23 protein-coding genes are annotated in these 26,437 nt (G+C 59.0%); 11 read left to right on the top strand and 12 right to left on the bottom strand.

Translation table 11 applies throughout. The annotated features are described in order from the left end of the window. Positions 1-9: 9 nt before the first annotated feature. From dut to D1823_RS11905, 3 genes are all read left to right on the top strand, one after another. A complete protein-coding gene (gene dut, locus D1823_RS11915; RefSeq protein WP_117870240.1) occupies positions 10-465 on the top strand; it encodes a dUTP diphosphatase in 456 nt (151 codons plus the stop codon). Next, positions 465-1,514: a HesA/MoeB/ThiF family protein gene (locus tag D1823_RS11910; RefSeq protein WP_117870237.1), complete on the top strand. Its 1,050-nt coding sequence runs from the start codon at positions 465-467 to the stop codon at positions 1,512-1,514. Before dut ends, D1823_RS11910 begins: the two co-directional genes overlap by 1 nt. Positions 1,515-1,589: 75 nt before the next feature. Then, positions 1,590-3,605, top strand: coding sequence for a M3 family metallopeptidase (locus D1823_RS11905; RefSeq protein ID WP_117870234.1), 2,016 nt, complete (start codon positions 1,590-1,592; stop codon positions 3,603-3,605). A 2-nt stretch (positions 3,606-3,607) separates the two neighbouring features. Here D1823_RS11905 and D1823_RS11900 read toward each other — a convergent pair whose 3' ends face one another. From D1823_RS11900 to D1823_RS11875, 6 genes are read right to left on the bottom strand one after another with little or no spacing between them, the layout of a single operon-like run. Further along, a complete protein-coding gene (locus D1823_RS11900) occupies positions 3,608-4,540 on the bottom strand; it encodes a glyoxylate/hydroxypyruvate reductase A (RefSeq protein ID WP_117870232.1) in 933 nt (310 codons plus the stop codon). A gap of 15 nt (positions 4,541-4,555) precedes the next feature. Next, positions 4,556-5,695 (bottom strand): rod shape-determining protein RodA, encoded by a 1,140-nt coding sequence (gene rodA / locus D1823_RS11895; protein ID WP_117870230.1) that lies wholly within the window; start codon positions 5,693-5,695, stop codon positions 4,556-4,558. Continuing rightward, on the bottom strand, positions 5,692-7,641 hold the full coding sequence (mrdA, locus tag D1823_RS11890) for a penicillin-binding protein 2 (RefSeq protein WP_117870228.1): 1,950 nt from the start codon (positions 7,639-7,641) through the stop codon (positions 5,692-5,694). The genes rodA and mrdA overlap by 4 nt, the downstream gene beginning before the upstream one ends. Beyond that, a complete protein-coding gene (locus D1823_RS11885) occupies positions 7,638-8,174 on the bottom strand; it encodes a rod shape-determining protein MreD (protein ID WP_117870226.1) in 537 nt (178 codons plus the stop codon). Before D1823_RS11885 ends, mrdA begins: the two co-directional genes overlap by 4 nt. Further along, positions 8,167-9,069 (bottom strand): rod shape-determining protein MreC, encoded by a 903-nt coding sequence (mreC, locus tag D1823_RS11880; protein ID WP_117870224.1) that lies wholly within the window; start codon positions 9,067-9,069, stop codon positions 8,167-8,169. Before mreC ends, D1823_RS11885 begins: the two co-directional genes overlap by 8 nt. A gap of 58 nt (positions 9,070-9,127) precedes the next feature. Then, the gene (locus tag D1823_RS11875) at positions 9,128-10,174 is read right to left on the bottom strand and encodes a rod shape-determining protein (protein ID WP_039523195.1); all 1,047 of its coding nucleotides are present in this window, start codon (positions 10,172-10,174) and stop codon (positions 9,128-9,130) included. Positions 10,175-10,329: 155 nt separating this feature from the next. Between D1823_RS11875 and D1823_RS11870 the strand changes: the two genes are divergently transcribed. After that, positions 10,330-11,115 carry a 23S rRNA (adenine(2030)-N(6))-methyltransferase RlmJ gene (locus tag D1823_RS11870; RefSeq protein WP_117870222.1) on the top strand — a complete coding sequence of 262 codons (786 nt, stop codon included), beginning with the start codon at positions 10,330-10,332 and terminating at the stop codon, positions 11,113-11,115. Between the two features lie 168 nt (positions 11,116-11,283). Here the strand turns inward: D1823_RS11870 and D1823_RS11865 are convergent, their stop codons facing one another. Beyond that, positions 11,284-12,852 carry a 2-isopropylmalate synthase gene (locus D1823_RS11865; RefSeq protein ID WP_117870220.1) on the bottom strand — a complete coding sequence of 523 codons (1,569 nt, stop codon included), beginning with the start codon at positions 12,850-12,852 and terminating at the stop codon, positions 11,284-11,286. 289 nt (positions 12,853-13,141) lie between these two features. On the opposite strand from D1823_RS11865, the gene D1823_RS11860 reads away from it, so the two are divergent. Next, entirely contained in the window at positions 13,142-13,807 is a 666-nt protein-coding gene (locus D1823_RS11860) for an SDR family NAD(P)-dependent oxidoreductase (protein WP_117870218.1), read from the top strand. A 4-nt stretch (positions 13,808-13,811) separates the two neighbouring features. Here the strand turns inward: D1823_RS11860 and D1823_RS11855 are convergent, their stop codons facing one another. Further along, a complete protein-coding gene (locus D1823_RS11855) occupies positions 13,812-15,293 on the bottom strand; it encodes an MORN repeat-containing protein (RefSeq protein WP_117872869.1) in 1,482 nt (493 codons plus the stop codon). 154 nt (positions 15,294-15,447) lie between these two features. Here D1823_RS11855 and D1823_RS11850 point away from each other — a divergent pair, with 154 nt between their 5' ends. The 3 genes from D1823_RS11850 (at position 15,448) to D1823_RS11840 (ending at position 19,113) form a co-directional block, all read left to right on the top strand. Continuing rightward, the gene (locus D1823_RS11850) at positions 15,448-17,106 is read left to right on the top strand and encodes an NAD+ synthase (RefSeq protein ID WP_117870216.1); all 1,659 of its coding nucleotides are present in this window, start codon (positions 15,448-15,450) and stop codon (positions 17,104-17,106) included. 313 nt (positions 17,107-17,419) lie between these two features. Beyond that, complete coding sequence (locus tag D1823_RS11845; RefSeq protein ID WP_254683721.1) at positions 17,420-17,644, top strand: hypothetical protein; 225 nt, start codon at positions 17,420-17,422, stop codon at positions 17,642-17,644. A 137-nt stretch (positions 17,645-17,781) separates the two neighbouring features. Then, entirely contained in the window at positions 17,782-19,113 is a 1,332-nt protein-coding gene (locus tag D1823_RS11840; RefSeq protein ID WP_117870213.1) for an FAD-binding oxidoreductase, read from the top strand. Positions 19,114-19,117: 4 nt separating this feature from the next. On the opposite strand, the gene D1823_RS11835 is transcribed toward D1823_RS11840, so the two are convergent. Then, entirely contained in the window at positions 19,118-20,050 is a 933-nt protein-coding gene (locus D1823_RS11835) for an MBL fold metallo-hydrolase (RefSeq protein ID WP_117870212.1), read from the bottom strand. Positions 20,051-20,166: 116 nt separating this feature from the next. Here D1823_RS11835 and D1823_RS11830 point away from each other — a divergent pair, with 116 nt between their 5' ends. Together D1823_RS11830 and gltX are read left to right on the top strand one after the other, a co-directional pair. Then, on the top strand, positions 20,167-20,601 hold the full coding sequence (locus D1823_RS11830; protein ID WP_117870211.1) for a DUF1801 domain-containing protein: 435 nt from the start codon (positions 20,167-20,169) through the stop codon (positions 20,599-20,601). 75 nt (positions 20,602-20,676) lie between these two features. Next, positions 20,677-22,002, top strand: coding sequence for a glutamate--tRNA ligase (gene gltX, locus D1823_RS11825; RefSeq protein ID WP_117870209.1), 1,326 nt, complete (start codon positions 20,677-20,679; stop codon positions 22,000-22,002). A gap of 52 nt (positions 22,003-22,054) precedes the next feature. Here gltX and D1823_RS11820 read toward each other — a convergent pair whose 3' ends face one another. Continuing rightward, on the bottom strand, positions 22,055-22,624 hold the full coding sequence (locus tag D1823_RS11820) for a gamma-glutamylcyclotransferase family protein (RefSeq protein WP_117870207.1): 570 nt from the start codon (positions 22,622-22,624) through the stop codon (positions 22,055-22,057). 93 nt (positions 22,625-22,717) lie between these two features. Between D1823_RS11820 and D1823_RS11815 the strand changes: the two genes are divergently transcribed. Further along, a complete protein-coding gene (locus tag D1823_RS11815; RefSeq protein WP_117870205.1) occupies positions 22,718-23,164 on the top strand; it encodes an Rrf2 family transcriptional regulator in 447 nt (148 codons plus the stop codon). Positions 23,165-23,166: 2 nt separating this feature from the next. Here D1823_RS11815 and D1823_RS11810 read toward each other — a convergent pair whose 3' ends face one another. Both D1823_RS11810 and D1823_RS11805 read right to left on the bottom strand, forming a co-directional pair. After that, positions 23,167-25,695 carry an ABC transporter permease gene (locus D1823_RS11810; RefSeq protein WP_117870203.1) on the bottom strand — a complete coding sequence of 843 codons (2,529 nt, stop codon included), beginning with the start codon at positions 25,693-25,695 and terminating at the stop codon, positions 23,167-23,169. Beyond that, the gene (locus D1823_RS11805; protein ID WP_117870201.1) at positions 25,692-26,387 is read right to left on the bottom strand and encodes an ABC transporter ATP-binding protein; all 696 of its coding nucleotides are present in this window, start codon (positions 26,385-26,387) and stop codon (positions 25,692-25,694) included. Before D1823_RS11805 ends, D1823_RS11810 begins: the two co-directional genes overlap by 4 nt. Between the last annotated feature and the right edge of the window lie 50 nt (positions 26,388-26,437).

Genomic DNA, 26,437 nt, shown 5'->3' with positions numbered 1-26,437 from the left:
GGCAAGAGCATGGTTGCAATCCGAGTGATCCGCGAAGACGGGGCAGACCCCGCCGTGGCACTTCCCTCTTATGAAACCTCGGGGGCGGCCGGGGCGGATGTGCGTGCCAATCTGCCCGGCGGCGCGCCGATAGCGTTAGAGCCAGGCCAGCGGGCGCTGGTGCCAACCGGCCTGCGCATTGAAATCCCGCGTGGGTATGAGGTTCAGGTTCGGCCCCGCTCGGGCCTTGCGTTGAAACATGGGATTACACTGCCCAACACGCCGGGCACCATCGACAGCGACTATCGTGGGCCGTTGGGCGTGATCGTGATGAATGCGGGCCAGGAACGGTTCGAGATCGCCCACGGAGATCGTATCGCGCAGCTTGTGGTCGCGCCGGTGGTGCAGGCCACGTTTGAACTGGCTCAGACGCTGGGCGAAACCGATCGTGGGGCTGGCGGTTTCGGCTCGACTGGGCGCGGCTGATGCTGTTGGTTTTCATCCTGGCTGCGGGGCTTTGGGGTGTCGGTTATTTCGCGGGCACGTCGAAAAAAGCGCGGGTGGTTTCCGTGAGCGTGTTGTTGGCGGGGGTCATACTGTCTCATCTGATCTTGCCGGATGGGCACCCTCTTCGCGAAGCAACCGGCGGGTCTGCGGCGCTGTGGCTGATCCTTGTGGGTTTCGCGGCGCTGGCTTTGCTGTATGGCAGAGTGCTGAAAACCCTGCGCAACCGCGCAGCTTCAGTTGCAGACCCGGAGCCTGACATGCCCTCCGACCGATTTACCGAGACTGAGCTGGACCGCTATGCCCGCCATATCGTGTTGCGCGAACTGGGTGGGCCCGGTCAGAAAAAGCTGAAAAAGGCCCGCGTTCTGGTGATCGGCGCTGGTGGTCTGGGCGCACCTGCGCTGCAATATCTGGCGGCAGCAGGTGTCGGCACGATCGGGATCATCGACGATGACGTCGTCGAGAATGCCAACCTGCAACGACAGGTCATTCACCGCGATGCGGACATTGAAATGCCCAAGGTCTTTTCGGCCCAGCAGGCGATGGAGGCGCAGAACCCGAACGTGGTGGTTCTGCCCTATCATCGCCGTTTGAGCGAGGAAATCGCGACCGATCTGTTTGCAGATTTCGATCTGATCCTTGATGGAACCGACAATTTTGAGACCCGTTATCTGGCCAACCGAACCGCCGTCGCGCTGGGCAAACCGCTGATATCGGGGGCTTTGTCACAGTGGGAAGGTCAACTGAGTGTGTTTGACCCGGCCAACGGCAGCCCCTGCTATCAGTGTATCTTCCCAGAGGCACCGGCCCCCGGCCTGGCCCCGTCCTGTTCCGAGGCCGGAGTGATCGGCCCGCTGCCGGGCGTGGTTGGGTCGATGATGGCGGTCGAGGCGATCAAGGTGATAACGAGCGCCGGCATGGCGCTGCGCGGCGAGATGCTGATCTATGACGCGCTGTACGGTGAAAGCCGCAAGATTGCTCTGACCCGCCGGGACGATTGCCCTGTTTGTGGCATGACAAACGATTAACCTTTCTTCACATGGGTTGGGTGTTCTGGAACACCCGGCCATGGCGACATAGCTATAGGATCAAAGGAGATCCGCATGACCAACCCGATCCTGTCCAATTGGACCACACCGTTTGAAATCGCCCCTTTTTCCGATATCTCGGATGATGATTTCTCGCCCGCACTGGAGCAGGCGATGAAAGAGCATAACGCCGAGATTGACGCGATAGCAGCAAATCCGGATACCCCCACATTCGCCAACACGATCGAGGCGCTCGAGGCCGCGGGCGGGCAACTGGACAAGGTCCTGTCGGTCTTTTTCACGATTGCGGGCGCAGACAGCAACCCAAAGCGGGAAGAACTGCAACGAGAGTTTTCCCCCAAGCTTTCAGCGCATTTTTCGGGCATTTCTTCAAACAAGTCGCTGTTCAAGCGTGTTGCCGACCTATGGGCACGGCGCGATGATCTTGACCTGACCGAAGAACAGGCGCGTGTTCTGATGTTGACCCACCGAGGCTTTGTGCGTGCCGGCGCGGCCTTGGAAGGGGACGAAGACGCCCGTATGCAAGAGATCAAGTCGCGCCTCGCGTCGCTGGGCACGTCGTTTACCCAGAACCTGCTGGCGGATGAGCAGGACTGGTTCATGGACCTGACCGAAGAGGATCTGAACGGCTTGCCGGATTTCGTCGTGGACGCGGCGCGTGCCGCGGGGCAGGAGAAGAAGGCACAGGGGCCAGTGGTCACCGTGTCACGGTCGCTGATTGTGCCATTCCTGCAATTCTCGCCCCGCCGGGACCTGCGCGATAAAACCTATCGCGCCTGGGCCGCACGCGGTGCCAATGGGGGAGAGACCGATAACCGTGACATCGCGGCCGAGATCCTGGCCTTGCGCGAAGAGCGCGCCAAGCTTCTGGGCTATGACACGTTCGCCGAATACAAGCTGGAAACCGAGATGGCACGCACGCCGGATCGGGTGCGTGAGCTGTTGATGCAGGTATGGGAACCGGCCAAGTCCCGCGCAGACGCCGACGCGGATGTTCTGACGCAGATGATGCAGGAAGACGGCATCAATGGCCCGCTGGAAGCTTGGGATTGGCGGTATTATGCTGAAAAGCGGCGCAAGGCGGAACACGATCTGGATGAGGCCGCGTTGAAACCCTATCTGCAGCTGGATCGCATGATCGAGGCTTCGTTTGCCTGCGCCAACCGGCTTTTCGGGCTGGAATTCAATCCGTTGGACGTACCCCTCTATCACCCGGATTGCCGGGCTTGGGAAGTTACCCGCGACGGGCAGCATATTGCCGTATTTATCGGAGACTACTTTGCACGAGGGTCCAAGCGGTCAGGTGCCTGGTGCAGCGCGATGAGGGCGCAGGCCAAATTCCCAAAGAAGCAGACACCGGTTGTCATCAATGTCTGCAACTTCGCCAAGGGGGATCCCGCCTTGCTGTCCTATGATGACGCGCGGACCCTGTTTCATGAATTCGGCCATGCCCTACACCAGATGCTGTCCAACGTGTCATATGAAAGCATCTCGGGCACTTCGGTTGCGCGCGATTTCGTCGAATTGCCCAGCCAGCTTTACGAACACTGGCTGGAAGTGCCAGAGGTCCTTGCCGAATTTGCGACCCATGCGGAAACGGGCGAGCCGATGCCGCAGGAAATGCTACGGAAGGTTCTGAACGCGGCCAATTTCGATCAGGGTTTCCAGACGGTGGAATATGTCGCCTCGGCCCTTGTTGATCTGGCCTTCCACGATGACGAGGCACCGGCAGATCCGATGGCAAAACAGTCGGAAGTTCTGGCCAGGTTGGGGATGCCGAAGGCCATTGGTATGCGCCACGCCACTCCGCATTTCGCTCATGTGTTCGCGGGCGACGGCTACAGCTCGGGCTATTACAGCTATATGTGGTCCGAGGTGATGGATGCCGACGCCTTTGCCGCCTTTGAAGAGGCAGGTGGTGCCTTTGACCCGGAACGCGCCAAAGCGTTGGAGGACAACATCCTTTCCACTGGCGGTTCGCGCGAGGCAGAAGACCTGTATCTGGCATTCCGGGGAAGATTGCCGGGGGTTGACGCCCTGTTGAAAGGCCGCGGTCTGATCGCGACCTGAAATCAGTAGCCCAACGCGCGATCCACCAGGTGCACATAGGGCTCTCCGGCTTCGCCACGTCGGATGTTTTCGCAAATGACCTGCGCGGCTGTGGCCGGGCGGGTCTCGGACGCGATATGAGGGGTCACAGTCACGTTCGGATGTGCCCAATAAGGGTGATCGGGGGGCAAGGGCTCGACCCGGAACACATCCAGCGTCGCATGACCGATCTGACCCGAGTTCAAGGCATCCAGCAGCGCTTCGTCATCGATCAGGGGCCCGCGGCCCGGGTTGATGATCCGCGCGCCTTTGGGCAGCAAGGCCAGCGTTTTTGCATTCAACGCGTTTTCAGTGGTGGCGGTATCAGGCAGCAGCAAAACCAGTATCTCGGCCTGAGAAAGTGCATCACGCAGCCCGTCAGGACCGTGCAGGCAGGTCACGCCGGGGATGTCCTTGGCGGTGCGGCTCCAGCCAGTGACCGTGAAATTCAGTAAGGCCAGGGCGCGGGCCGCGGCTTCGCCCAATGCGCCGAGGCCCAGAATGCACACGTTGCGCTCTTGCGCCAAAGGTGGGGCATCCGGGGCCCAGACGCCATCCTGGATGGTGATGTGGCGATCCATTCCCAGATGATAGCGCAGCACATGGCCCACCACCCATTCGGTCATACCCTGCGTCAGCCCGTGATCCACCATCCGTGCCAAGGGGACGCTCAGCGTGTCATTGTCAGCGATCTTTTCAACCCCGGCCCAGAGGCTCAGAACCGCCTTCAGGCGCGTAAAAGGCGAAAAATCCAATAATCCGCCATTCGGAGCGTAGACTACGTAATCAACCTGATCCGGTTCAAAATCCGTACTGATCTCCGCCTGGACGCCAGCTTCTGCAAGGTATTGAGTGAGCAGCGGTTCATACACGGGCCAGAGGGCAGGGCGCGCGGAAAACAGAACGTTTACGGGCATCTGGGGCCTTTCAGATCAGCGGGGACGATGGATATGAGCGCTTTGGACGATGCCGAACGCGGCCATCAGCACCAGCATGGCCGAACCGCCATAGCTGACCATTGGCAGAGGGACGCCCACGACCGGTGCCATGCCCATCACCATCGACATATTGACGGCAAAGAATAAGAAAAAGTTCAGCGCGATGCCCAATGTGACCAGGGAGGAGAACCGATCCTTGGAGGCCAGCGCGGTCGCTATGCAGAACACAAGGATCAGGGCGTAGAGGACCAAGAGCGTGATGCCCCCGACAAAGCCGAACTCCTCGGCGAGCGTGGTGAAGATGAAATCGGTGTGTTTCTCGGGCAAGAAGTTCAGCCGGGATTGTGTACCCTGCATGAAACCGCGCCCGTTCCAGCCCCCCGAGCCAAGGGCAATCTTGGATTGCGTGATGTGATACCCGGCACCCAGAGGATCGGTAGAGGGGTCGAGAAACGTGTCGATCCGGCGGAACTGATAGTCCTTGAGCAACTGCCATTCGGTCCCGCGACTGTTGAACACGGCGGCGATCAGGCCCACGACGGCTGCAATGACGGCTGCAAAATACGCCCAGTGGACACCCGCAAGAAACATCAGCCCTCCACCGGCGGCCAACAGCAGGATCGACGTGCCGAGATCCGGTTGCTTCAGAACAAGCAGAGTGGGCAGGACAATCAGGGCCACGGGGATAAAGACCCAAAGAGGGCGGGACGTCTTGTGCGATGGAAGCCAGTCGTAATACGCCGCCAGAACCATGACCAGTGCCACCTTCATGACCTCTGAGGGCTGAAGACGCATGAACCCAAGGTCGATCCAGCGCTGTGCACCCATGCCGATGGTGCCGAACAATTCCACGAACACCAACAAGGCGACCGAACCGAGATAGGCCAGAACGGACATGTTGCGCCAGAACCAGATCGGAACCAGAGCAATGATGAACATCGCGGTCAGGCCAAGCCCAAAACGCTCCATCTGCGGCTCGGCCCAGGGTGTCCACGAACCGCCTGCGACCGAATACAGCATCAGGAATCCAGCGCTGGCGGTGCTGATCAGCAGCAGGGTCAGCGGCCAGTTCATGTACAGGAACTTCCGAAACCCCGACGGCGTGGATTTCACGGCATATTCAAGGTAGCTCATGCGCGGTCCTTTCCGTCGGGACGCGCTTTGGGGCGACGATCGCCCTCGAGCCGTTTTTGCTGTTCCTTGATACGCTCGCGGTCGGCAACAGGATAAGCCTCAAGCGGCGGAGTGCCGTTATAGAGCGCCTGAAGCATGATATCGCGGGCCACCGGTGCCGCCGCCTTGGACCCCCCGCCGCCATGTTCAACGACCACGGCAACCGCGTATTTCGGATTGTCATAGGGGGCGAAACAGACGAACAAGGCGTGGTCGCGACGTTCCCATGGCAGATCCTTGTTGCTGATCACACCCGCAGCGCGTTCGGCCTTGGTGATGTTTCTAACCTGACTGGTGCCGGTTTTGCCGGCCATGCGGAACTCATCCGCGATGATGCGGCTGCGATAGGCCGTCCCTCGCCGATCATTCGAGACCGAGAACATGGCATTACGAACCTGTTCCAGATTGTAAGCGTTGATGCCCAGCGGCTCCCCTGCACCTGAGGGCTGTTCGACACCGTCGATCGAGCGCACAAGGCGCGGTGTCACGGATCGGCCGGTGGCGATGCGGGCGGTCATTACGGCCAGTTGCAGCGGCGAGGCCAGCATGAAACCTTGCCCGATGGACGCGTTGGCCGTGTCGCCCACCAGCCAATCCTGACCGTGTGTCCGCTGCTTCCATTCCTGATTGGGGGCGAGCCCCGCGGCGACCGCCGACATCGGAATATCGTGTTTGGCCCCCAGACCCAGCGTGCGGGCCATCTCGGATATCCTGTCGATGCCCACCCGCAAAGCCACGTCATAATAGTAAACGTCGCAGCTGCGTTTCAGCGACAGGTTCAGATCGACCGTGCCATGCCCGCCGCGCTTCCAGCAGTGGAACCGGCGGCTGCCGACCTTCAGGTGCCCGGGGCAATACACTGTGTTGCCGGGGCCTATCACGCCAGCCTCCAGCGCGGCCAATGCAGTGACCATCTTGAACGTCGACCCCGGGGGATAAGTGCCTTGCACGGACTTGTTGGCCAGGGGGCGATACTTGTCCTGCGTCAACGCCCGATAATCAGCGACCGAGATTCCGCGCACAAACAGATTTGGATCGAAACTGGGTGTAGAGCTGACAGCGCGCAGATCCCCGGTTTCGCAATCCAGAACAATTGCGGCAGCGCTTTCACCTGCCAGCCGCGCTTGCGCATATTGTTGCAGGTCGGCATCGATCGCCAATTGCAAGTCGGCACCCGGCTGACCTTCCTGCCGGTCCAGCTCGCGCATGACGCGCCCTGTAGCATTGACTTCGACGCGCTTTGCACCGGCTTTACCCCGCAGCGCAATTTCCTGTTTTGCCTCCAGCCCGACCTTGCCGATCTGGAACCGGGGAATTCGCAAAACCGGCTCGGGGTCTTCAAGCTTGCTGAGATCATAGTCGCTGACCGGGCCGACATAGCCGACGATATGGGCAAAATCCTCATAGCGTGGGTATTGTCGCGTCAGGCCGACCTCGGGCGTCACACCCGGCAGGGCCGGGGCATTGACCGCGACTTTCGAGATGTCTTCCCAAGTGACCTGATCCGCCAGTGTCACTGGCAGGAACGGGGCTGATCGACGCATTTCGGTCCGGGCGCGCTCGATCTCATCATCGTTCAGCGGGATGAGTTCTGACAATTTGGCAATCACTTTGTCGACGTCTCCCGCATCCTCACGCACGATGACGATGCGATAGGATGGTGAGTTCTGACCGATGATCTGCCCGTTGCGGTCATAGATTCGTCCACGGGTCGGTGGGATCAGGCGAATGTTGATGCGGTTTTCTTCAGCCAGCAGGCGATATTCGTCGGCCTGATCCACCTGCATGAAACGCATTCGTGCAGCCAGCCCGCCGATAAAAGCCGCCTGCAAACCGCCCAGCACCAGCGCTCTGCGTGGCAGGCGTTTATAGGCAAGGCCCTGCGACTTGGGTTTGCGTTGCTTCATGCCCTGCCTCCCACGGCTCCGGCATCCGCCGCAGACAAGCGGTGGACACCAAATACGCTTTGGGTCAGCAGCACGATGACCGGGTAGAAGGCGATTGTCAGCACAAGTTGAATCACCACTGGCCACAAAGCGGCCTGCTGCACCGACAAGATTGACAAAACGACTCGGTTCATCAAAAACACCATGGCAATCACCACACCGACCGACATCCATTCTCCGACAAATCCCGTGTCCTTCATACCCGGAGCGGCGGCGCGCAGATAGGCTGCGCCAAACACCACCAAGGCGGCCAGAAGGCCGGGCGGGCGTTGCAGCAAAAGGTCCGCCATCAGCATGACAAACGCAACCAGAAGGGTGGGCACATAATCGGGGCGCCGCAACACCCAGGCAAAGGTCAGCGCAATCAGCACATCGGGAAAGGGCCAGCGATCCGGTTGCGCATCAAGCGGCAGCAAATGCAGGAACAGCACGACAAAGGACAGCGCAGCGTAAAGGCCGCGCATGGCCCAGCTGTATGAGGCCGGCCTATCCATCACTTACCTCATCCGGTACAAGCGCAGTTTCGGGTCGCGTTGGCCCGACGATCCCACCCGGATCCTGAATTGGGGGGGGCGAATGGAAGCGCAGAACACGAAGAAATTCGAGCCGTTCAAAATCCGCCGAAAGGCGAACGCGCAGGCGGCCGCCCGGATCGGCGGCGATCTGGCCGATTAGCAGACCTGCCGGAAACACGCCACCGTCGCCGGATGTGATCACCCGATCACCGGGACGGACCAGCTCTCGGTTTTCCAGGAACTCGACCACTGGGGCCGGGGTGTTATCTCCTTTGATCAGTGCGGTCAGACCAGAAGGCTGGATCGTTGCCGGGATGGCACTGGTGGCGTCCGTTACCAGAATCACCCGTGCCGTATCCGGCCCGACGCCGGAAATCCGGCCTACCAGTCCGATGCCATCCATCGTGGCCCATCCATCGACGATCCCGTCGCGCTCCCCCACATTCAACAGGACGGACTGTCGGAAGGGGGAGCCGCTGTCGGCCATCACGACGCCCGTGATGTATGTCAGGCGCGGGTCGAGGCGGACATTGTTCAGATCCAGCAGCCGTGCATTTTCCTGCTCCAACTGCAGTGCGGCCTCTTTCCAGGCACGCATCAGGCGCAGTTCGCTACGCAACTCGCGGTTTTGCTCGCTCAGGCGCTGATAGCTTTGGAAATCGCGGATAAGGTTTACAGCGGCAGTCACGGGCACCATGGCCCAATCCATCGAGGGCACGATCGTGTCCACCACCTGGGCGCGGAACCGCTCGACGCGCGGGCTGTCGATCCGCCAAACCAGAAAGATGCCCAGCAAGCACAGAATGACTATCCCCAGCAACAATCTGCGCAGAGGGGTCGTGTAGTCATCGCGCTGTGATCGGTCTTTTGCCACAGGTTACCTTCCCGTGCTGCTCGTGCCGAATTAAGCCTGTCCCTAAAAGGTGCGTGCCTTAGCTTTCGTAGTCAATCGCGTGGCGTAGCTGTTTTTCGTATTCTAGCGCCTTGCCCGTGCCCAAAGCCACACAATTCAGGCTTTCGTCCGCAATGGACACGGCCAGGCCGGTCTGTTCGCGCAGGGCGAGATCAAGATCGCCCAGCAATGCACCACCACCGGTCAGCATGACGCCCCGGTCCACGATATCGGCGGCCAGATCGGGCGGAGTGGTCTCGAGCGCAGTCATCACTGCCTCGCAGATCTGCTGGACGGGTTCCGACAGCGCCTCGGCGACCTGGGCCTGGCTGATCTCGATTTCCTTCGGTACGCCGTTCAGCAGGTCACGACCTCGGATATGCATCGACTGGCCGCGTCCATCATCGGGCATGCGCGCCGTGCCGATTGTCGTCTTGATGCGTTCCGCAGTGGATTCACCGACCAGCAGGTTCTGCTGGCGACGCAGGTACGAGATAATGGCTTCATCCATGCGGTCACCACCAACGCGGACCGAACGGGCATAGACAATGTCGCCCAGCGACAGAACCGCCACTTCGGTTGTACCACCGCCGATGTCGACGACCATGTTGCCGGTCGGGTCGGTGATCGGCATGCCCGCGCCAATCGCGGCGGCGATCGGTTCGGCGATCAGGCCTGCACGGCGGGCACCAGCGGACAGAACCGACTGACGAATTGCGCGTTTTTCAACGGGTGTCGCGCCATGGGGGACGCAGACAATGATCTTGGGCTTCGAGAAAGTCGAGCGTTTGTGAACCTTGCGGATGAAGTGCTTGATCATTTCCTCGGCGGTATCGAAGTCAGCAATCACACCTTCGCGCATGGGGCGGATGGCTTCGATCGAACCGGGCGTTCGCCCCAGCATCAGCTTGGCATCTTCGCCGACAGCCAGAACTTTTTTCACGCCGTCCTTGACGTGATAGGCTACGACCGAAGGCTCAGACAGGATGACACCGCGCCCCTTGACGTAAACCAGCGTGTTCGCTGTTCCAAGGTCAATGGCCATGTCCGCTGTGAACAGGCCGCCCAGATTGCCAAAGATCCCCATGTTTCCCCTGATCCTGTATGTCGGTTTTTCTACTGCCCGCGACTCGACGGTTCCGGGACGGATGACTTATAGGGTGCCATCACGCCCGGTAAAAGGGCTGATTCCGCGACGATCAGCACCTTTCCGCCTTATTGATTGGGACTTTAGAAGGCAAAATGCTCTCTTATCAACACATTTACCATGCCGGGAATCTGGCTGACGTCCAAAAGCACGCGTTACTGGCGTGGGTGCTGGATTATTTGACGCGCAAGGACAAGCCGCTCAGCTATATCGAAACGCATTCCGGGCGGGGTCTGTACCAGTTGGACGCGGACGAATCCATGCGGACAGGCGAGGCGGCGGCTGGGATCGTGCGCGCGCAGAGAGAAGGGTGGTTCGGACCTGAACATCCAATGGCGCGGGTTCTGGAAAACGTACATGCCCGGCACGGTGACGCGGCCTATCCGGGGTCACCGATGATTGCAGCAAGTCTGTTGAGGTATCAGGACAGTCTGCATTTTGCAGAGCTGCACCCTCAGGAACATGCCGCGCTTTCTTTGGCGATGTCGCCGTTTGGGGCGAGGGTGTATCAGCAGGACGGGTTTGAACTGGTGCAGTCCCTGCTGCCTCCGACGCCTCGACGGGGAATGTTGCTGATCGACCCAAGCTATGAGGTGAAGACCGATTACGATCGACTGCCCGGTGTGATTGCCAAACTGCACCGGAAATGGAATGTCGGGGTGATCGCGCTGTGGTACCCGGTCCTGACGGGCAAGCGTCATGCCCGAATGATCGCGACGCTCAAATCGCAAAACTTCCCTAAGACCATTTGTCATGAGGTGACGTTTCCACCGGTGCGCGAGGGGCATCGGATGGTGGGATCAGGGATGTTCATCCTGAATGCACCATTCGGCATCGAGGAAGAAACGTCCCGTCTGTCGCAGCTATTTGAAGGTCTCTGAGGTCAACAACGGGATTCCAACCGATACTCCCGCCTTGTTTGCCTGCATCAGAGATGCCGTCAAACATGTTGAGCCCGGCAGCGCGCTGCCGGGCCCAAAGCTGCAAAGGTGTCCGGCGCAGCCGGGCAACCGCAGGTGCGGGAGCCCTTTATCGCGCCATTATTTGAATCAGGTCAGGTCTTTGTAGCTGATTTCGCGGGCATCCGCGCCCGGGCCGGTCTTTTCCCGGCGCACGATCAGGCGGTTCAGCGCGTGGATATAGGCTTTGGCCGAGGCCACGACGGTATCCGTGTTCGCCGACTGACCCGTGGCAATCATGCCATCTTCTTCCAGCCTGACCGAAACCGTGGCCTGCGCATCGGTGCCTTCGGTCACCGCATGAACCTGATACAGCTGCAAACGGGCTGTGTTGGGATAAATCGCACGGATCGCCTTGAAGGTCGCATCAACCGGCCCGTCACCATGTTCAGTTGCGATGACGTCCTTGCCGTTGACTTCCAACTCGACTGTCGATTCCGCCTGACCGCCGGTGCCGCAGGTGACTTTCATCGACACCAGTTGCAGATAGTCGTCCGCCTCATCCAGCGTCATCAGCGCAATGAGATCGTCGTCGAACACTTCTTTCTTGCGATCCGCCAGGTCCTTGAAACGCACAAAGATATCTTTGAGTTGATTGTCGCCAACTTCAAAGCCAAGCGTCTCAAGTTTGTCGCGCAGTGCCGCGCGCCCGGAGTGTTTGCCCAGTGGCAGGGATGTGCCCGACAGGCCGATATCCTCGGGACGCATGATCTCGAAATTGTCGCGATTTTTGAGCATTCCGTCCTGATGGATGCCGCTTTCGTGAGCAAAAGCGTTTTTGCCGACAATGGCCTTGTTGAACTGCACGTTGAAGCCCGACACCGTAGCGACCCGGCGTGAGATATGCATGATCTTGGTCGTGTCGATCCCGGTGTGGAAGGGCATGATGTCATTGCGCGTGCGCATTGCCATAACGACCTCTTCCAACGCGGTGTTTCCGGCACGTTCGCCCAAGCCGTTGATGGTGCATTCGATCTGGCGCGCACCGCCGATGACGGCCGCCAGCGAATTCGCTGTCGCCATGCCAAGGTCGTTGTGGCAGTGGGTGGCAAAGATCACCTCATCTGCGCCCGGAACCGTCTCGATCAGGCGTTTGATCAGATCCGCGGATTCCAGCGGCGCAGTATACCCCACGGTGTCAGGGATGTTGATGGTGGTCGCCCCGGCCTTGATCGCGATTTCGATCACGCGACACAGGTAGTCCCATTCGGTTCGGGTTGCATCCATCGGCGACCACTGCACGTTTTCGCACAGGTTACGCGCGTGGCTGACCGTTTCGTGGATTTTGTCAGCCATCTCGTCCTGTGTCAGGTTCGGAATGGCGCGGTGCAGCGGAGAGGTGCCGATGAAGGTGTGAATGCGGTTCTGTTCCGCATGTTTGACCGCCTCCCAGCAGCGATCGATATCGGTGAAATTGGCGCGGGCCAGTCCGCAGATGCGGCTGTTTTTCGATCGTTGCGCGATCTCGGATACCGCTTTGAAGTCACCTTCTGATGCGATCGGAAAACCTGCTTCGATGATGTCGACGCCCATGTCATCCAGCAGTTCGGCAATCTCAAGCTTTTCGTCATGGGTCATGGTCGCGCCGGGGCTCTGCTCGCCGTCGCGCAAAGTGGTATCGAAGATCAAGACGCGGTCTTGGTCGGTCACGTTGGTCATGGGAATCTCTTTCTTGTCTGTCCTAAAGCCTGTTGGCGCGCTGGCGTCCTCCTCTGAGCGGGCGCGCCGGATGGCACGCTCAGAGGCGGATTAGGATCAGTAGGCCACGCAGAGACACACCGCGAAGGGCGGAGTCGACACAAAGGATATCTGCGCGGTTGATCATGGAATTGAGGTTATACAGACGACGACAAGAATGAAAAGAACCAATTTTCGACAAGTTGCGGTGTAGGTGTTTCCAAATCCCTTTTCCCTTGATTGATCCGGCCATGCCGCTAGCTGATCGCAGATGGATACAGCTTTGATCATTGGTGCGTCCGGCGGGATTGGTGCGGCCGTACGCGAGCAATTGGAGGCACAGGGCGTTGCGGTGACGTGCCTCTCGCGCTCTGTCGAGGGGTTCGATCTGATGGAACCAGACCGAGCGAGCCGGATGCTTGACCGCCTTTCAGGACCGTTCGATCTTGTTCTTGTCGCTTCCGGGGCGCTGGAAGTTTCAGGCAGTGCGCCCGAAAAGACCATTCGATCTGTTTCGGCAAGGGCAATGATGGACCAGTTTGCTCTGAATGCCGTTGGTCCGGCGTTGGTGTTAAGCCGGGCCCATCAGTTGTTGCCGCGACAGCGGCGTTCGGTATTTGCTGTTTTGTCCGCGCGGGTCGGGTCCATCGGCGACAATCGGATGGGCGGCTGGATCAGCTACCGCGCGGCCAAAGCAGCGGTTAATCAGATCGTCCATACTTCGGCAATTGAATTGGCCCGGACACATAAACAGGCGATATGTGTTGCGCTGCATCCGGGTACGGTCAAGACAGAGTTCACTCGGAAATATCTGAACCGGCATCCCGCCGTTGAACCCGGTGAAGGCGCGCGCAATCTGTTGTCTGTGATCGGCGGGTTAAGCCCGGCAGATACCGGTGGGTTCTTTGACTGGGCCGGAAAACCTGTTCCCTGGTGAGTGATCATTCGCCAGATGGAGCTGGTTGTACCGCCTCTGTATCAGGGTCTGTCTGCTGTGCCGGAGTGTCAGCGCCGCCCTGTTGATCCGCGGTTTGATTTGGCAACACACCGTTTTCCCAAATTCCGGTTTCCTCTTGCCCGTTGGCGTAACGCATGGTCCCGCTGCCCTGTCTCTTGTTGTCGACAAAGTTGCCCTCATAGACATCGCCGTTCGAGTAAGTCGCTATGCCTTCGCCGTTGATTTTGCCCTCGGACCAGTCGCCACTATACTTGAACCCGGCAGGGGTCACGATTTCTCCTTTGCCGTGACGTTTTCCGTTCATGAAGTCTCCGGTGTATACCGTGCCATCAGAGTAGGTCGCCTTGCCTTTTCCCTGACGGACCCCGTTGAACCAATCCCCGTCATAGATCGAACCGTCTGCGCGGGTCATCACACCCTTGCCGTGGCTTTGCGCGTTTTTGAACTGACCCTTGTAGATCATACCGGTGGCATAGGTCGCCGTACCCTGACCTTCGATTACGCCCGCGATCCACTCACCCTCATAGGTGGAGCCTTCGGGATAGGTAATGCGGCCGTTTCCTTCCGCCAGATCGGCCACGAAATCGCCCACGTAAACCGAGCCGTCGGGATAAGTTAGCTCACCCAGGCCTTCTATCTGACCCTGGTTCCAGTCTCCGGTGTACACAAAACCATCGGTTCCGGTGAACGTGCCCTTGCCATGGCGGCGATCATCGACAAAGTCGCCCTCATAGACGTCCCCTGACGCGTGAGTTACTTTGCCCTTGCCCTGGCGGCGCCCTTCCACAAGCTCACCTTCATACACATCGCCATTGGCATAGGTCAGGCGACCTGTCCCGGTGATCTGGTCCTGCGTCCATTCGCCCTCGTATGTCATTCCGTCAGGCATCGTCTGGGTGCCCGTGCCATCGCGCAAGCCGGCGTTGACATCGCCTTCGTAGACGCTGCCATCGGCATAGGTGATCGTGGCTTTGCCTTGCCGCTGGCCGTCTACCCAATTGCCATCGTAGATGTATCCGTCGGGAAAGGTCAGTTTGCCCTTGCCGTGCCGTTGTGCATTCTTGAACTCACCCTCATAGCTCGAGCCGTTGGCAAATTCAGCTAAGCCTGTGCCGTTGATGGACCCGTCAGACCACTCACCGTCATAGCTGCTGCCATTGGCATAGACGATCTTGCCGCGCCCTTCCGGCTGACCTTTTGCGAACGAGCCTTCGTAAACCGATCCATCAGGGTACTTGGTGATGCCCTGACCCTGAATCTCGCCTTCCACCCACTGGCCGGTGTATTCGAACCCGTTGGGCAGCCGATACGTACCCGTCCCGTGGCGCAGGCCGTTTTCATAGGTGCCCTCGTAGACGCCGCCCACTTCGTCATCCTTGACGATAACCGTACTGTCCTGCGCGAAAGCGGTCACAGCTGCCAGGCTCATGGCCACAGCCGCAATTGAGTTTCGGATCACGTTCATTTTTGGTCCTGCCTGCCGGATCATCGTTGGTTGCATCCCTGTGCGCAAAACTAGGGTACCGTCGAGGGCAGGGCAACGGGTTTTGCCGCATTGGCCTTTTACTCGCGCGGTGATCTGCTAAATGGCAATAGGACTGACGAGGCAAGAGGGCAGCATGGCCGACCGATTCCGCATCACTCTGGCGCAATTGAACCCGACTGTAGGGGATATCGAAGGTAATGCGGCCAAGGTCGTTGCCGCGTGGGAACAAGGCAAGGCCGAGGGTGCCGATCTGGTGGCGTTCCCCGAGATGTTCATCACCGGCTACAACACGCAGGATCTTGTTCTGAAGCCGGTGTTTCATCGCGCGGCCATGGATGCGGTCGAGTCTCTGGCCGAGAAATGCGCCAAAGGGCCCGCGATTGCCTTGGGTTGTCCGTGGGTCGATGACGGAAAGCTGTACAACGCTTATCTGATCCTGAAGGGGGGGCGGATCACCAGCAAGGTTCTAAAGCACCACCTGCCGAATGAGACTGTTTTCGACGAAGTGCGCCTGTATGATGCGGGTCCTCTGGGCGGTCCGTATTCGGTTGGCAACTTCCGGATCGGCAGCCCCATCTGCGAGGATGGCTGGCACCCGGATGTGGCGGAAACGCTTGAGGAAGCCGGGGCCGAGTTTCTGCTGATCCCCAATGGATCGCCCTATTTCCGAAACAAATACGATGTACGTCTGAACCATATGGTCGCGCGCGTGGTCGAAACGGGCCTGCCGCTGATCTACCTGAACATGGTTGGCGGGCAGGACGATCAGGTGTTTGACGGTGCCAGCTTCGGTCTCAACCCGGGCGGAGAACTGGCCTTCCGGATGCCGGTGTTTGACGAAGTGGTTGCGCAGGTGGATCTTGCGCGTGGCGATGATGGCTGGCGCATTGTGCCTGCCGAGATCGTGCCTCAGCCGGATGTGTGGGAGCAGGACTATCGCGCGATGGTTCAATCCCTGCGGGACTATATGGGCAAGACCGGTTTCAAAAAGGCATTGCTGGGATTGTCCGGCGGGATCGATTCCGCGTTGGTGGCAACTATCGCGGTGGACGCTATCGGGGCCGACAACGTTCGCTGCGTGATGTTGCCGTCGGAATATACCAGCCAAGCGTCATTGGACGATGCCGAGGCCGTCGCCAAGGCACTGGGTGTGCACTATGACTATGTGCCGATTTCGGAAAGCCGGGCTGCTGTCACCAACACTCTGGCTCCGTTGTTTGTGGGGTTGGATGAGGGATTGACCGAGGAAAACATTCAGTCCCGCCTGCGCGGGCTATTGCTAATGGCGATCTCGAACAAGTTTGGTGAAATGCTGTTGACCACCGGCAACAAGTCCGAGGTCGCGGTAGGTTATGCCACGATCTACGGCGACATGAATGGCGGTTACAACCCGATCAAGGATCTGTACAAAACCCGCGTGTTCGAAACCTGCCGTTGGCGCAACGCCAATCATCGAGACTGGATGATGGGGCCTGACGGAAAGGTCATTCGCCCGTCAGTCATCGACAAGCCACCTAGCGCCGAACTGCGTGAGGATCAGAAGGACAGCGACAGCCTGCCGGACTATCCCGTACTGGACGGGATACTTGATATTCTGGTCGATCAGGATGGGTCCATCGCGGATTGTGTCGCCGCTGGATTTGACGAGGCGGATGCGACAAGGGTCGAACATCTGATCTATATCAGCGAGTACAAGCGGTTCCAGTCCGCTCCGGGTACGCGCCTGAGCAAACGGGCATTCTGGCTGGACCGGCGGTACCCGATCGTGAATCGCTGGCGCGAACGTCGCTGAACGCCGAAGGTTCACCAGGTAATTGGAAACAGTGAAGTTTCTTTTGCGCGCATTGTTCCCGGGTCGGGGGTTATTGCCTGTGGAAAGAGGCAAAAAAGGCCACCCCAGACTTGTTTGAATGACATTTTTCTGACACATTTTTGCTTGGAAGTTGCCCAATGTGGGGCGGATGCGACGCATTGTTTGTTGAAGTTGCAAAGTTGATTTTGGTGAACGCGACGTATCCGGGGTTGGATGTCTGAGTGAATGGTTTGGTGTTAAAATGTACGAGGACTATGAAAGATCGCTTCATGCGCCTTTGAGATGGCGTACAATGGAATCTCCGCCGCAAGAGTTGGATGAAGAGAAGCTGGATTCAGCAATTGCCGATTTGTTGAATGAGCAGCGGCAGTCGGAAGATCAGAGAGTGGCGATGTTGCGGCCAGAGTTTCCGCAATTGCTTCCACAGGAAGATGTGTCTGCACAAGCGGCACTGAAAGAAAAACGGTTGTCTGCGATCTTGCGCCAGAAATGGGCGGAACTGTCCGGCGCAGCGTAACCTTCAGCCCGCATTCATAGCCTCAGGCGTCTGGGTCACAGATGCCAAAATTCGCTTGGTCGCGGTGACGGTTTGTATTGCCTATGCTTTGTCTCTTGGTCTCCATAACGGTCCAAGCGACAGAGTAAGGCCTATCGATGACCGCTCCTAAACCGACTCCTGTAGAATCTGACCTTGCCCTGCCAAAATCCGTTGATGTTGTGGTCATTGGCGGCGGTATCATTGGCGTTTCAACCGCGCTGGAACTTGCAGAGCGGGGCGCCTCGGTCCTTTTGTGCGAAAAAGGGCAGATTGCCGCCGAACAAAGCTCTCGCAACTGGGGGTGGGTCCGTCTTGGGATGCGGGACCCAAGGGAAATTCCCCTGATGCAAGAATCGTTGCGCATCTGGCAGACGCTGGATCACCGGCTGGACCGCAAGACAGGATATACCCAGTCCGGTATCCTTTTTGGCGCATCAGGTAAGCGGGATGCGGGGAACATGGAACGTTGGCTGCACCACGTGGAGGGTTTGCAGACCGGCGCGCGGATGGTTTCGGGCGGTGAGTTGGCAGACCTTTTGCACGGCAACCAAACGGGCTTTGAAACCGCGCTGTACATGCCGCAGGACGGACGTGCCGAACCACAATGGACAGCCCCTGCAATCGCCCAGGCTGCGCAGGATCGGGGCGCTGTGATCATGACGAATTGCGCCGTACGCAGTGTGGACGTTCAGGCTGGCTGTGTCGCTGGTGTTTTCACGGAACGCGGCAAAGTTGCCAGCAGCAGTGTCGTTCTGGCCGGAGGCGCGTGGTCGCGCCTGTTTGCTGGCAATGCGGGGATCGAACTGCCGCAGCTGAAAGTCCTGAATACGGTGCTGCGCACATCCCCCATCGCAGAGGGGCCCGAGGCATCGTTGTGGTCGGATGACTTTGCGATCCGAAAACGGGCCGATGGTGGTTACACAATTGCGTCCGGTCACGAGAATACTGTGGACATCGTGCCGGACAGTTTCCGGTTGGCGATGCGGTTCCTGCCAGCTTTCGCACAGGAGTGGAAATCTCTGCGCTTTCGCCTGTCCAAACGCTGGACGGTCGAAGCAAAACAGAACCGGATATGGCTGCCAACCGATGTGACACCATTCGAACGGTGCCGGATCCTGGACCCTGAACCGTCGCAAAAAACGTTGCGACGCGCCTGGGCCAGCGCGTGCAAGGGATATCCCGCTTTGCAAAAAAGCGAGATCGTACAAAGCTGGGCAGGTATGATCGATGTGACCCCGGATGCCATTCCGGTCATCTCGGGCGTGGATGACCTGCCGGGAATGTACATCGCCACGGGGTTTTCAGGCCATGGTTTTGGAATCGGACCCGGGGCGGGACGACTGATGGCTGATCTGGTTTCAGAAACAGTGCCTTGCGTGGACCCGGCTGCCTTTCGCCTGTCGCGGTTCAGCGACGGTTCAAAAGTGCGACCGGATCCGGGGTACTGAAAGCTTAGCCCATCATCTGATAGCTGACCGGGACAAAGCGGAAGCCTTCTCCGCGTGCCTCAACATAACCAGCACCGGGGAAAGGCATGTGATAGCCGACCATAGGCACCTTGTCGGCAGTCAGCATGCCAAGGACATTGCGGCGTGCGGCAGTTGCTGCGGCCTTGTCCATATCGAACCGGACTTCCCATTCGGGATGCGCGAAAGACCAGACATAGTGGTTGGCCAAATCCGCTGTCAGCACCAGACGTTGCCCGTTGCTTTCCAGATGGTAAACCGTGTGGCCCGGGGTGTGGCCATAAGCGGCAACCGCGGTAATGCCAGCGGCAACCTCGCCCCCGTCTTCGACAAAGGTCATTTTCTCGGCCAGTGGTGTGACTTTTTCAGCGACCAGATCGCCCACACGATTGCCTGCGTCCTGCGCAGCCCAAAAATTATATTCCGAAGCCGCCGTCACGTAGCGCGCATTTGCGAAGGTGGGCGTGCCTTCGGTCGTCATGCCACCGATATGGTCAGGGTGCATATGCGTTATCACGACCACATCGATCTGATCCGGGATCACACCTGCATCTGCCAGAGCGGCCTGTATGCCGCCTTGCCCCAGGCCGGTATCGAACAGAACCAGCTCTGAGCCTGTATTGACCAGCGAGGGGGTAAAGAAAAACTGTGTGACGTCCGCTGGAATAAAGTTCTCAGAAGAAACCCGGGCGAATTCTTCGTCCGACGCTCCGCCCCCAAAAATCTCTTTGACTCCGTCGCGTGGAAAGCTGCCATCCAGCAGGGTCGTGACCGTGAAGTCGCCAACATGAAATGACTTGGCGATGGTCGAGTTTGCTTTGGTTTCCGGGCTTGCGGCCAGAACCGGTGCGGCCGCAGTTGCAAACGGCAAGGCGGCAGCAGTTCCCAAAGCGGCGCGGCGTGTGAGTTTAATTGTCATCTTCGTTCTCCCTGTCAGGACTTCATTGGTTCAGTTAGGGCGTCGTGAGTCTGTTGCCAGTTTATACGCCATCCAGATGGGGTACATGGATGAATATTACGTGTTAAATTTTGTTCATGGCGCGATCAGACAACAAGACAGTTCCGACGGATCAAAGCGTTGAGCATTTCCTGACGACGGTTCAACCGGCACGTCGCGCCGAAGACGCGCACGAGCTGGACAAACTGTTTCGCGCCACCACCGGGTATACACCGCTCATGTGGGGACCGTCGATCATCGGGTATGGCCGCTACCACTATCGCTATAAATCGGGTCGTGAAGGGGACTTTCTGGCAACCGGCTTTTCACCGCGCAAATCAGCTTTGGTGATTTATATCATGCCGGGTTACGCAGATTTTGGAGATCTGGTGGCCAGATTGGGAAAGCACAAACTGGGTAAGTCCTGTCTTTATGTCAACAAGCTGGCGGATATCGACTCGGGAGTATTGTCCGAGCTAATTCGCGCCGGATTGGACGATATCAACAGGGTGTGGCCGGTAAAACCTTTCTGAATCACCTGATGGACCAAGCGGCGGCTGGACAAAAACGCCCCCATGTGACAAGAGCCGCGCCAACAGGAGACACCCATGACAACCACCCGTTTTGCCCCGTCGCCCACCGGTTACATCCATGTGGGCAACCTGCGCACCGCCCTGATGAACTATCTGATTGCCCGCAAAGCAGGCGGTACGTTCATCCTGCGCATCGATGATACCGACCCTGAGCGGTCGAAAGAAGAATATGTCGATGCCATCAAGCAGGACCTGGAATGGCTGGGTTTGCATTGGGACCGGGTCGAGCGTCAGTCGGACCGTCTGGATCGCTATGCCGAGGCGGCCGAAAAGCTGCGCGCGATGGGCCGTTTGTACGAGGCATTCGAAACGCCGACCGAACTGGATCTGAAGCGTAAGAAGCAACTGAACATGGGCAAGCCGCCGGTCTATGACCGCGCTGCGCTGAACCTGTCGGAGGCCGAGAAAGAAGCCTTGCGCGCCGAACGTGGCAACGGCGTCTGGCGCTTCAAGCTGGATCATGAACGTATCGAATGGAATGACGGCATTCTTGGCGACATCTCGATTGATGCGGCGTCGGTTTCCGATCCGGTTCTGATCCGTGGCGATGGTCAGGTTCTCTATACGATTGCGTCGGTTGTGGATGATACTGAAATGGGCGTAACTGATGTTGTACGTGGTTCAGACCATGTGACCAACACGGCGACGCAGATCCAGATCATCAAGGCGTTGGGCGGGCGTTGTCCGCGTTTTGCCCACCACTCTCTGCTGACAGGTCCGCAGGGTGAGGCATTGTCGAAACGGCTGGGCACGCTGGCCTTGCGCGATCTTCGTGAACAGGGTGTGCAGCCAATGGCGTTGCTGAGCCTGATGGCGCGTCTGGGCTCGTCGGATCCAGTCGAGCTGCGCTCGGAAGTGGAAGAGCTGATCGACGGGTTCGATGTGAACCGATTTGGCGCCGCACCGACCAAGTTCGATGTACAGGACCTGTTCCCGCTGACCGCCAAACATTTGCAATCGCTGCCGCTGGCCGATGTGGCCGGTGCAGTTGCGGATGCCGGCGTTCCTGATGAATTGGCCGAGCCTTTCTGGGCCATGGCCCGTGAAAACACCACCACCCTGGCCGATCTCAAGGGCTGGTGGGAGCTGTGCCGTGACGGGGCCGATCCCTTGATCGCCGAAGAAGATCAGGAATTCATTGCCGAGGCGATGGCTTTGCTGCCCGAGGGTACGTTCGACGGCGAGACCTGGAGCACCTGGACCAAAGCCGTGAAAGAGGCAACCGGTCGCAAGGGCAAAGGCCTGTTCATGCCATTGCGCAAAGCGCTGACCGGCATGGAGCGCGGCCCGGAAATGGCTGCTTTGATGCCGCTGCTGCAGGTGATCCGCGCGCGCGGCTAACGCTGTGGTACACGACAGTTATGGGCCACGTCATCGGCGTGGCTCTTTTTCGTCAAGCCGGTTGCTCAATCCGAACCGACAAACTGGTCAGGCGGTCATCGACAAAATCACGCTCGACAGGTTTGAGTTGTTGGTGGCGTGGATAACGCGGTTCGGCGCGATCATTCAGGATCGGGGCGTCCCAGCCGGTTGTCGTCTCAAAGAACCGATCCGCGCCGTCCTCGCCGAAGGCCCGCAAGTAACCCTGCACGACAACATCGATATAGCTGAGCAGCAACGGGTGGTGATTGCTGGGCTGGTTGTGCCGATCTTGCGGGACGGCGTAGACAGCTATTTCGACATCGTGAGTCAGGGGATGCGAAACCGAATGCGTTGCAGGAATTCGGTCATACGCCCATTCCCGCTCATCCAGCGCGGCCCAGTCATTTTTTGGCACATGCGCAATCATGCCGTCGATCTCTGACTCGGGGTCGGGCACAGCAGTCAGAAACGCCACGGGTCGCAGATCAGTGTGCCTCCAGGCCCGCCGCCAACCTTTCAGTCGCGCGGGGCGCGGATCGGGAAAATCATGCGTCGCGAGGTTCACAAGGCTGCCATAGCCAAAGAAATAGGGGTCGGCCATCCGAGAAGTGTCCTTTCGGTCGATTGATGTATGTCAAACCGCTTTTTTCCCGGACATGCAATAAGGTTGCATCTTGAGTTTAGGGAGGCCCTCATGCGGATTACCAAACGGACGAATATCGCTGTGCGCCTGTTGATGTATTGCGCAGCTCACCCGGACAGGCTGGTCACGAAATCCGAAATCGCCGAAGTGTGCAACATTTCGGAAAACCATCTGGCGCAGGTGATCAATCAGTTGAGCCAGCTGAATTATCTAAGCACGCAGCGCGGTCGTAACGGTGGAATGTCGCTGGCGCGCCCGGCGGACCAGATACGCATCGGTGCGGTATTCCGGCATGTTGAAGGCGCTTTGCCCATTGCCGAGTGTTTCGCCGATGCTGACAACACTTGCCCGCTCACGGATGCCTGCCGGTTGAGGCTTGCGCTTCAGGATGCGGCAGAGGTGTTCTATGCGTCCCTGGACGATGTTACCCTGGATGCGTTGGTATGTGACAATGATCCGCTGCTGAGGCTCTTGCAGCCTGTGGCCTGCGCGCGCTGATTTCAATCGCTCGCGCGCAATATGCGCGCCGGACGCACCGAAAGTGGACGCAGGGCAAATGCCAGTCCTGCACATAACGTGACGCCTATCCCGGCCAGAACGATCCCGAAGGCCGATGACCAGATGACCGTGAACTCTGTGTCGAAGATGTGGGTGGCGACGGCCCAGCCGCCCAGAATGCCAACGAACAGCGCGACGCAACCCGCGGCGGCCCCAAGCAGAACAGATCGCAGGCCAAAGCTGCGCAGAATATGGCCGCGGTCTGCACCTAATGTCTTGAGGATTGCTGCTTCGTATCTGCGGGCAGGTTCGCCCGCCGCCGCTGCGCCGATCAGCACCAGAAATCCGGTCAGCAGAGATACTCCTGCGCCATACGAGGTTGCTGCGGCGATGCCTGCCAACAGGCCCGATACACGGTCAATGGCGTCGCGCACCCGAATGGCCGTGATATTGGGGAACTGGCCTGCAAGATCCCGCAGGATGGCCGCCTCCGCCTGTTCTTCGGCATAGACTGTCGCGATAAAGCTGTGCGGCGCACCAGCCAGCGCAGACGGGTTCATCGACATGACAAAGCCCATTCCCGCCGTGGAGAAATCCACCTCGCGCAGGGACGTCAGTTCTGCCGTGATGTCACGCCCCAGGATATTGACGGTCAGCTGGTCGCCCAGGTTCAGACCCATCTCTTCAGCTTCTTCTGCGGCAAAACTGACCTGAGGCGCACCCGCGTAGTTTTCAGCCCACCATTCCCCTGCGGTCAGGCGTGCGTTCGGCGGAGGTTGAACCGAATAGGTCACGCCGCGATCCCCTTCCAGCACCCAGTGATCTCCGGCCACGTCCCGAGCGGGCCGGCCGTTGATCTGCGTGATGATCCCGCGCAACATCGGTGCGCTTTCAATGCGGCTGACTGCGGGGTCGCTTTGCAGGCGCTCGGTGAAGCCGGGCATTTGATCCTTCTGAATGTCTACAAAGAAATACGAAGGCGCGACATCCGGCAGGTTGCCCGAAATAGCGTTTCGCAGGGTGCCGTCGATCTGCCCGACCGCAGCCAGCACTGACAAGCCCAACCCCAATGACAGAACCACAGACCCTGCGCCTTCGCGCGGGTCTGAGATGGCGGACAATGCCCATCTGAGTGTGGGTCGGCCGCGGGCCAACGGAGCACTCGCCCGGGCCAGTTTGCGAACGGCATAAGCGGCGAGGCTCAAGAGCGCCAGTGCGCCAACGAGCCCGCCACTGGTCCAGAGGGTGAGCCGGGTTGAGCTGCTGAACCATGAAGCAAGGGCGATCAGCAACGACAACCCAACTCCTGTCGCCACGACAAAAACAAGCCGCGGAAAGGGGCGGGCCGAGTTTAATGCGTCGCGAAACAACGTCGCGGCGCGCACATCCTCGGTTCGGGCCAAAGGCCAAAGGGTGAACAGGAACGCTGTAAGCAGACCGTAAATTGCTGCCTCAATCAGCGGCTGTGGATACAGGGAAAACACTGCGGGAACCGGCAATTGGCTTTCCAGCAGTGGGGCCAGAACAAGCGGTGCCAATCCACCCAGGGTCAGGCCGATCACGATCCCGATGACAGACAGCACGCCAATTTGAATCATGTAGGTTTGAAAAATGGTGGCGCGATCGGCCCCCAAGGTGCGCAGCGTCGCAACGGTTTCCGTCTTCTGCGTCAGATAAGCACGCACGGCAGCAGACACGCCGATGCCGCCGACGGCAAGCCCGGACAGCCCGACAAGGACCAGAAAAGCACTCAGGCGATTGACGAACTCGGATATTCCGGGGGCACCGTTGCGCGCATCCGTCCAGCGCATCCCGGTGCCTTCGAATGCCGCATCAGCCTTTGCGGATACATCCGAAAGGTTTGCGTTCTGGGGCAAGATCATCCTGTATTTTGTCGAAAACAGCGTTCCGGGTTCCAGCAGACCGGACGCCTGCAACGCCTCGGTTCGTACCAGAGTGCGCGGCCCAAGGCCAAATCCATCCGCCGCGCTATCGGGCTCGTTCAGCAAGGCCGCTGTCAGGATGAACTCTTGCGTACCAAGCGCAAATCGATCACCGATGGACACCCCAAGCCGGTCTATCAGCGCGGGTTCCATCACAGCCCCGGGTAAGTCGGAACTGCCGTTCAGAGCGTCTTGCAGCGGGATGTCGGGTTCCAGCCGAACCGTTCCAATGAGTGGGTATGCATTGTCGACCGACTTGATCTGAGTCAGTGCTCGTTCCGGATCCGTAGCGCCGGGCACAACGGCCATCGAGCGGAAATCGACAATCTCGGAAACTCGCGCAGACGCTTGTTGCATCCAGGCGCGCTCGGCCTGGTCGGCAAAACGATAGGTGAACTCAAGTTCGGCATCGCCGCCCAGCAGCGATGCTCCTTCTTGTGCCAGCCCCGTCTGGATGGCTGTACGGACCGATCCGACGGCGGCAATTGCTGCGACCCCCAGTGCCAGACAGGCAAGCAATATCCGAAAACCGCGCAGGCCACCGCGCAACTCGCGACGCGCGAGCCGCCCGGCCATCCGCAGGCTCATTCCGCAGCCTCCTGCCGGGTCTCTTCGGTGATCCTGCCGTCGCGTAACCGAACGACCCGATCACATCTTTCTGCCAACGAAAGGCTGTGTGTCACCAGAACCAGGGTCGCATCGAATTTCCGGCGTAAACCAAACAGCAGATCAACAATCGCGGCGCCATTCGTTTCGTCCAGATTCCCGGTCGGTTCATCAGCCAACAGGATTTTGGGACGTGGCGCAGATGCTCGCGCCAAGGCAACACGTTGTTGTTCACCGCCCGAAAGTTGCGCCGGATAATGATCACGACGGTGCGACAGGCCCACGGCTTCCAGCTCATTCCCGGCCCGGTCGAACGCATCCTTGTGCCCCGCCAGTTCCAGTGGGGTCGCCACGTTTTCAAGTGCCGTCATTGTCGGGATCAGATGGAAGTTCTGAAACACCACCCCCATACTGTCGCGTCGAAACCGGGCCAGTGCGTCCTCATCCATTCCAGTCAGGTCCTGACCCAGAGCGACGACCTGACCGCGCGTGGCCTGTTCCAACCCTCCCATCAACATCAGCAGCGAAGACTTGCCCGAGCCCGAAGGCCCGATAAGCCCCAGCGTCTCGCCCTTGTTCACTGTCAATGAAATGTCATGCAGAATATCGACCCGCCCGGCATTGCCATCCAGTGACAAAGCGGCATTTTGGAGGGCAAGAACAGCAGTCGTCATGGGTCTACCCGAAAAAGGAGCGGTCTTTTGGGATATGGAGCGATCACTAC

It is taken from the genome of Ruegeria sp. AD91A, assembly GCF_003443535.1.
In the GTDB taxonomy this organism is placed as follows: domain Bacteria; phylum Pseudomonadota; class Alphaproteobacteria; order Rhodobacterales; family Rhodobacteraceae; genus Ruegeria.
This window is presented reverse-complemented; position numbering and strand designations above follow the sequence as displayed.

Excerpts from the sequence above, each read along its gene's own strand:
- D1823_RS11850 (WP_117870216.1), top strand. The coding sequence starts at position 15,448 with ATGGCCGACCGATTCCGCATCACTCTGGCGCAATTGAACCCGACTGTA.
- D1823_RS11830 (WP_117870211.1), top strand. The coding sequence starts at position 20,167 with ATGGCGCGATCAGACAACAAGACAGTTCCGACGGATCAAAGCGTTGAG.
- D1823_RS11900 (WP_117870232.1), bottom strand. The coding sequence starts at position 4,540 with ATGCCCGTAAACGTTCTGTTTTCCGCGCGCCCTGCCCTCTGGCCCGTG.
- D1823_RS11875 (WP_039523195.1), bottom strand. The coding sequence starts at position 10,174 with ATGGGGATCTTTGGCAATCTGGGCGGCCTGTTCACAGCGGACATGGCC.
- gltX (WP_117870209.1), top strand. The coding sequence starts at position 20,677 with ATGACAACCACCCGTTTTGCCCCGTCGCCCACCGGTTACATCCATGTG.
- D1823_RS11840 (WP_117870213.1), top strand. The coding sequence starts at position 17,782 with ATGACCGCTCCTAAACCGACTCCTGTAGAATCTGACCTTGCCCTGCCA.
- D1823_RS11910 (WP_117870237.1), top strand. The coding sequence starts at position 465 with ATGCTGTTGGTTTTCATCCTGGCTGCGGGGCTTTGGGGTGTCGGTTAT.
- D1823_RS11805 (WP_117870201.1), bottom strand. The coding sequence starts at position 26,387 with ATGACGACTGCTGTTCTTGCCCTCCAAAATGCCGCTTTGTCACTGGAT.
- D1823_RS11810 (WP_117870203.1), bottom strand. The coding sequence starts at position 25,695 with ATGAGCCTGCGGATGGCCGGGCGGCTCGCGCGTCGCGAGTTGCGCGGT.
- D1823_RS11835 (WP_117870212.1), bottom strand. The coding sequence starts at position 20,050 with ATGACAATTAAACTCACACGCCGCGCCGCTTTGGGAACTGCTGCCGCC.
- D1823_RS11815 (WP_117870205.1), top strand. The coding sequence starts at position 22,718 with ATGCGGATTACCAAACGGACGAATATCGCTGTGCGCCTGTTGATGTAT.
- D1823_RS11855 (WP_117872869.1), bottom strand. The coding sequence starts at position 15,293 with ATGAACGTGATCCGAAACTCAATTGCGGCTGTGGCCATGAGCCTGGCA.
- D1823_RS11885 (WP_117870226.1), bottom strand. The coding sequence starts at position 8,174 with ATGGATAGGCCGGCCTCATACAGCTGGGCCATGCGCGGCCTTTACGCT.
- D1823_RS11820 (WP_117870207.1), bottom strand. The coding sequence starts at position 22,624 with ATGGCCGACCCCTATTTCTTTGGCTATGGCAGCCTTGTGAACCTCGCG.
- D1823_RS11870 (WP_117870222.1), top strand. The coding sequence starts at position 10,330 with ATGCTCTCTTATCAACACATTTACCATGCCGGGAATCTGGCTGACGTC.
- mrdA (WP_117870228.1), bottom strand. The coding sequence starts at position 7,641 with ATGAAGCAACGCAAACCCAAGTCGCAGGGCCTTGCCTATAAACGCCTG.
- D1823_RS11845 (WP_254683721.1), top strand. The coding sequence starts at position 17,420 with ATGGAATCTCCGCCGCAAGAGTTGGATGAAGAGAAGCTGGATTCAGCA.
- D1823_RS11865 (WP_117870220.1), bottom strand. The coding sequence starts at position 12,852 with ATGACCAACGTGACCGACCAAGACCGCGTCTTGATCTTCGATACCACT.
- rodA (WP_117870230.1), bottom strand. The coding sequence starts at position 5,695 with ATGAGCTACCTTGAATATGCCGTGAAATCCACGCCGTCGGGGTTTCGG.
- D1823_RS11905 (WP_117870234.1), top strand. The coding sequence starts at position 1,590 with ATGACCAACCCGATCCTGTCCAATTGGACCACACCGTTTGAAATCGCC.
- D1823_RS11860 (WP_117870218.1), top strand. The coding sequence starts at position 13,142 with ATGGATACAGCTTTGATCATTGGTGCGTCCGGCGGGATTGGTGCGGCC.
- dut (WP_117870240.1), top strand. The coding sequence starts at position 10 with ATGGTTGCAATCCGAGTGATCCGCGAAGACGGGGCAGACCCCGCCGTG.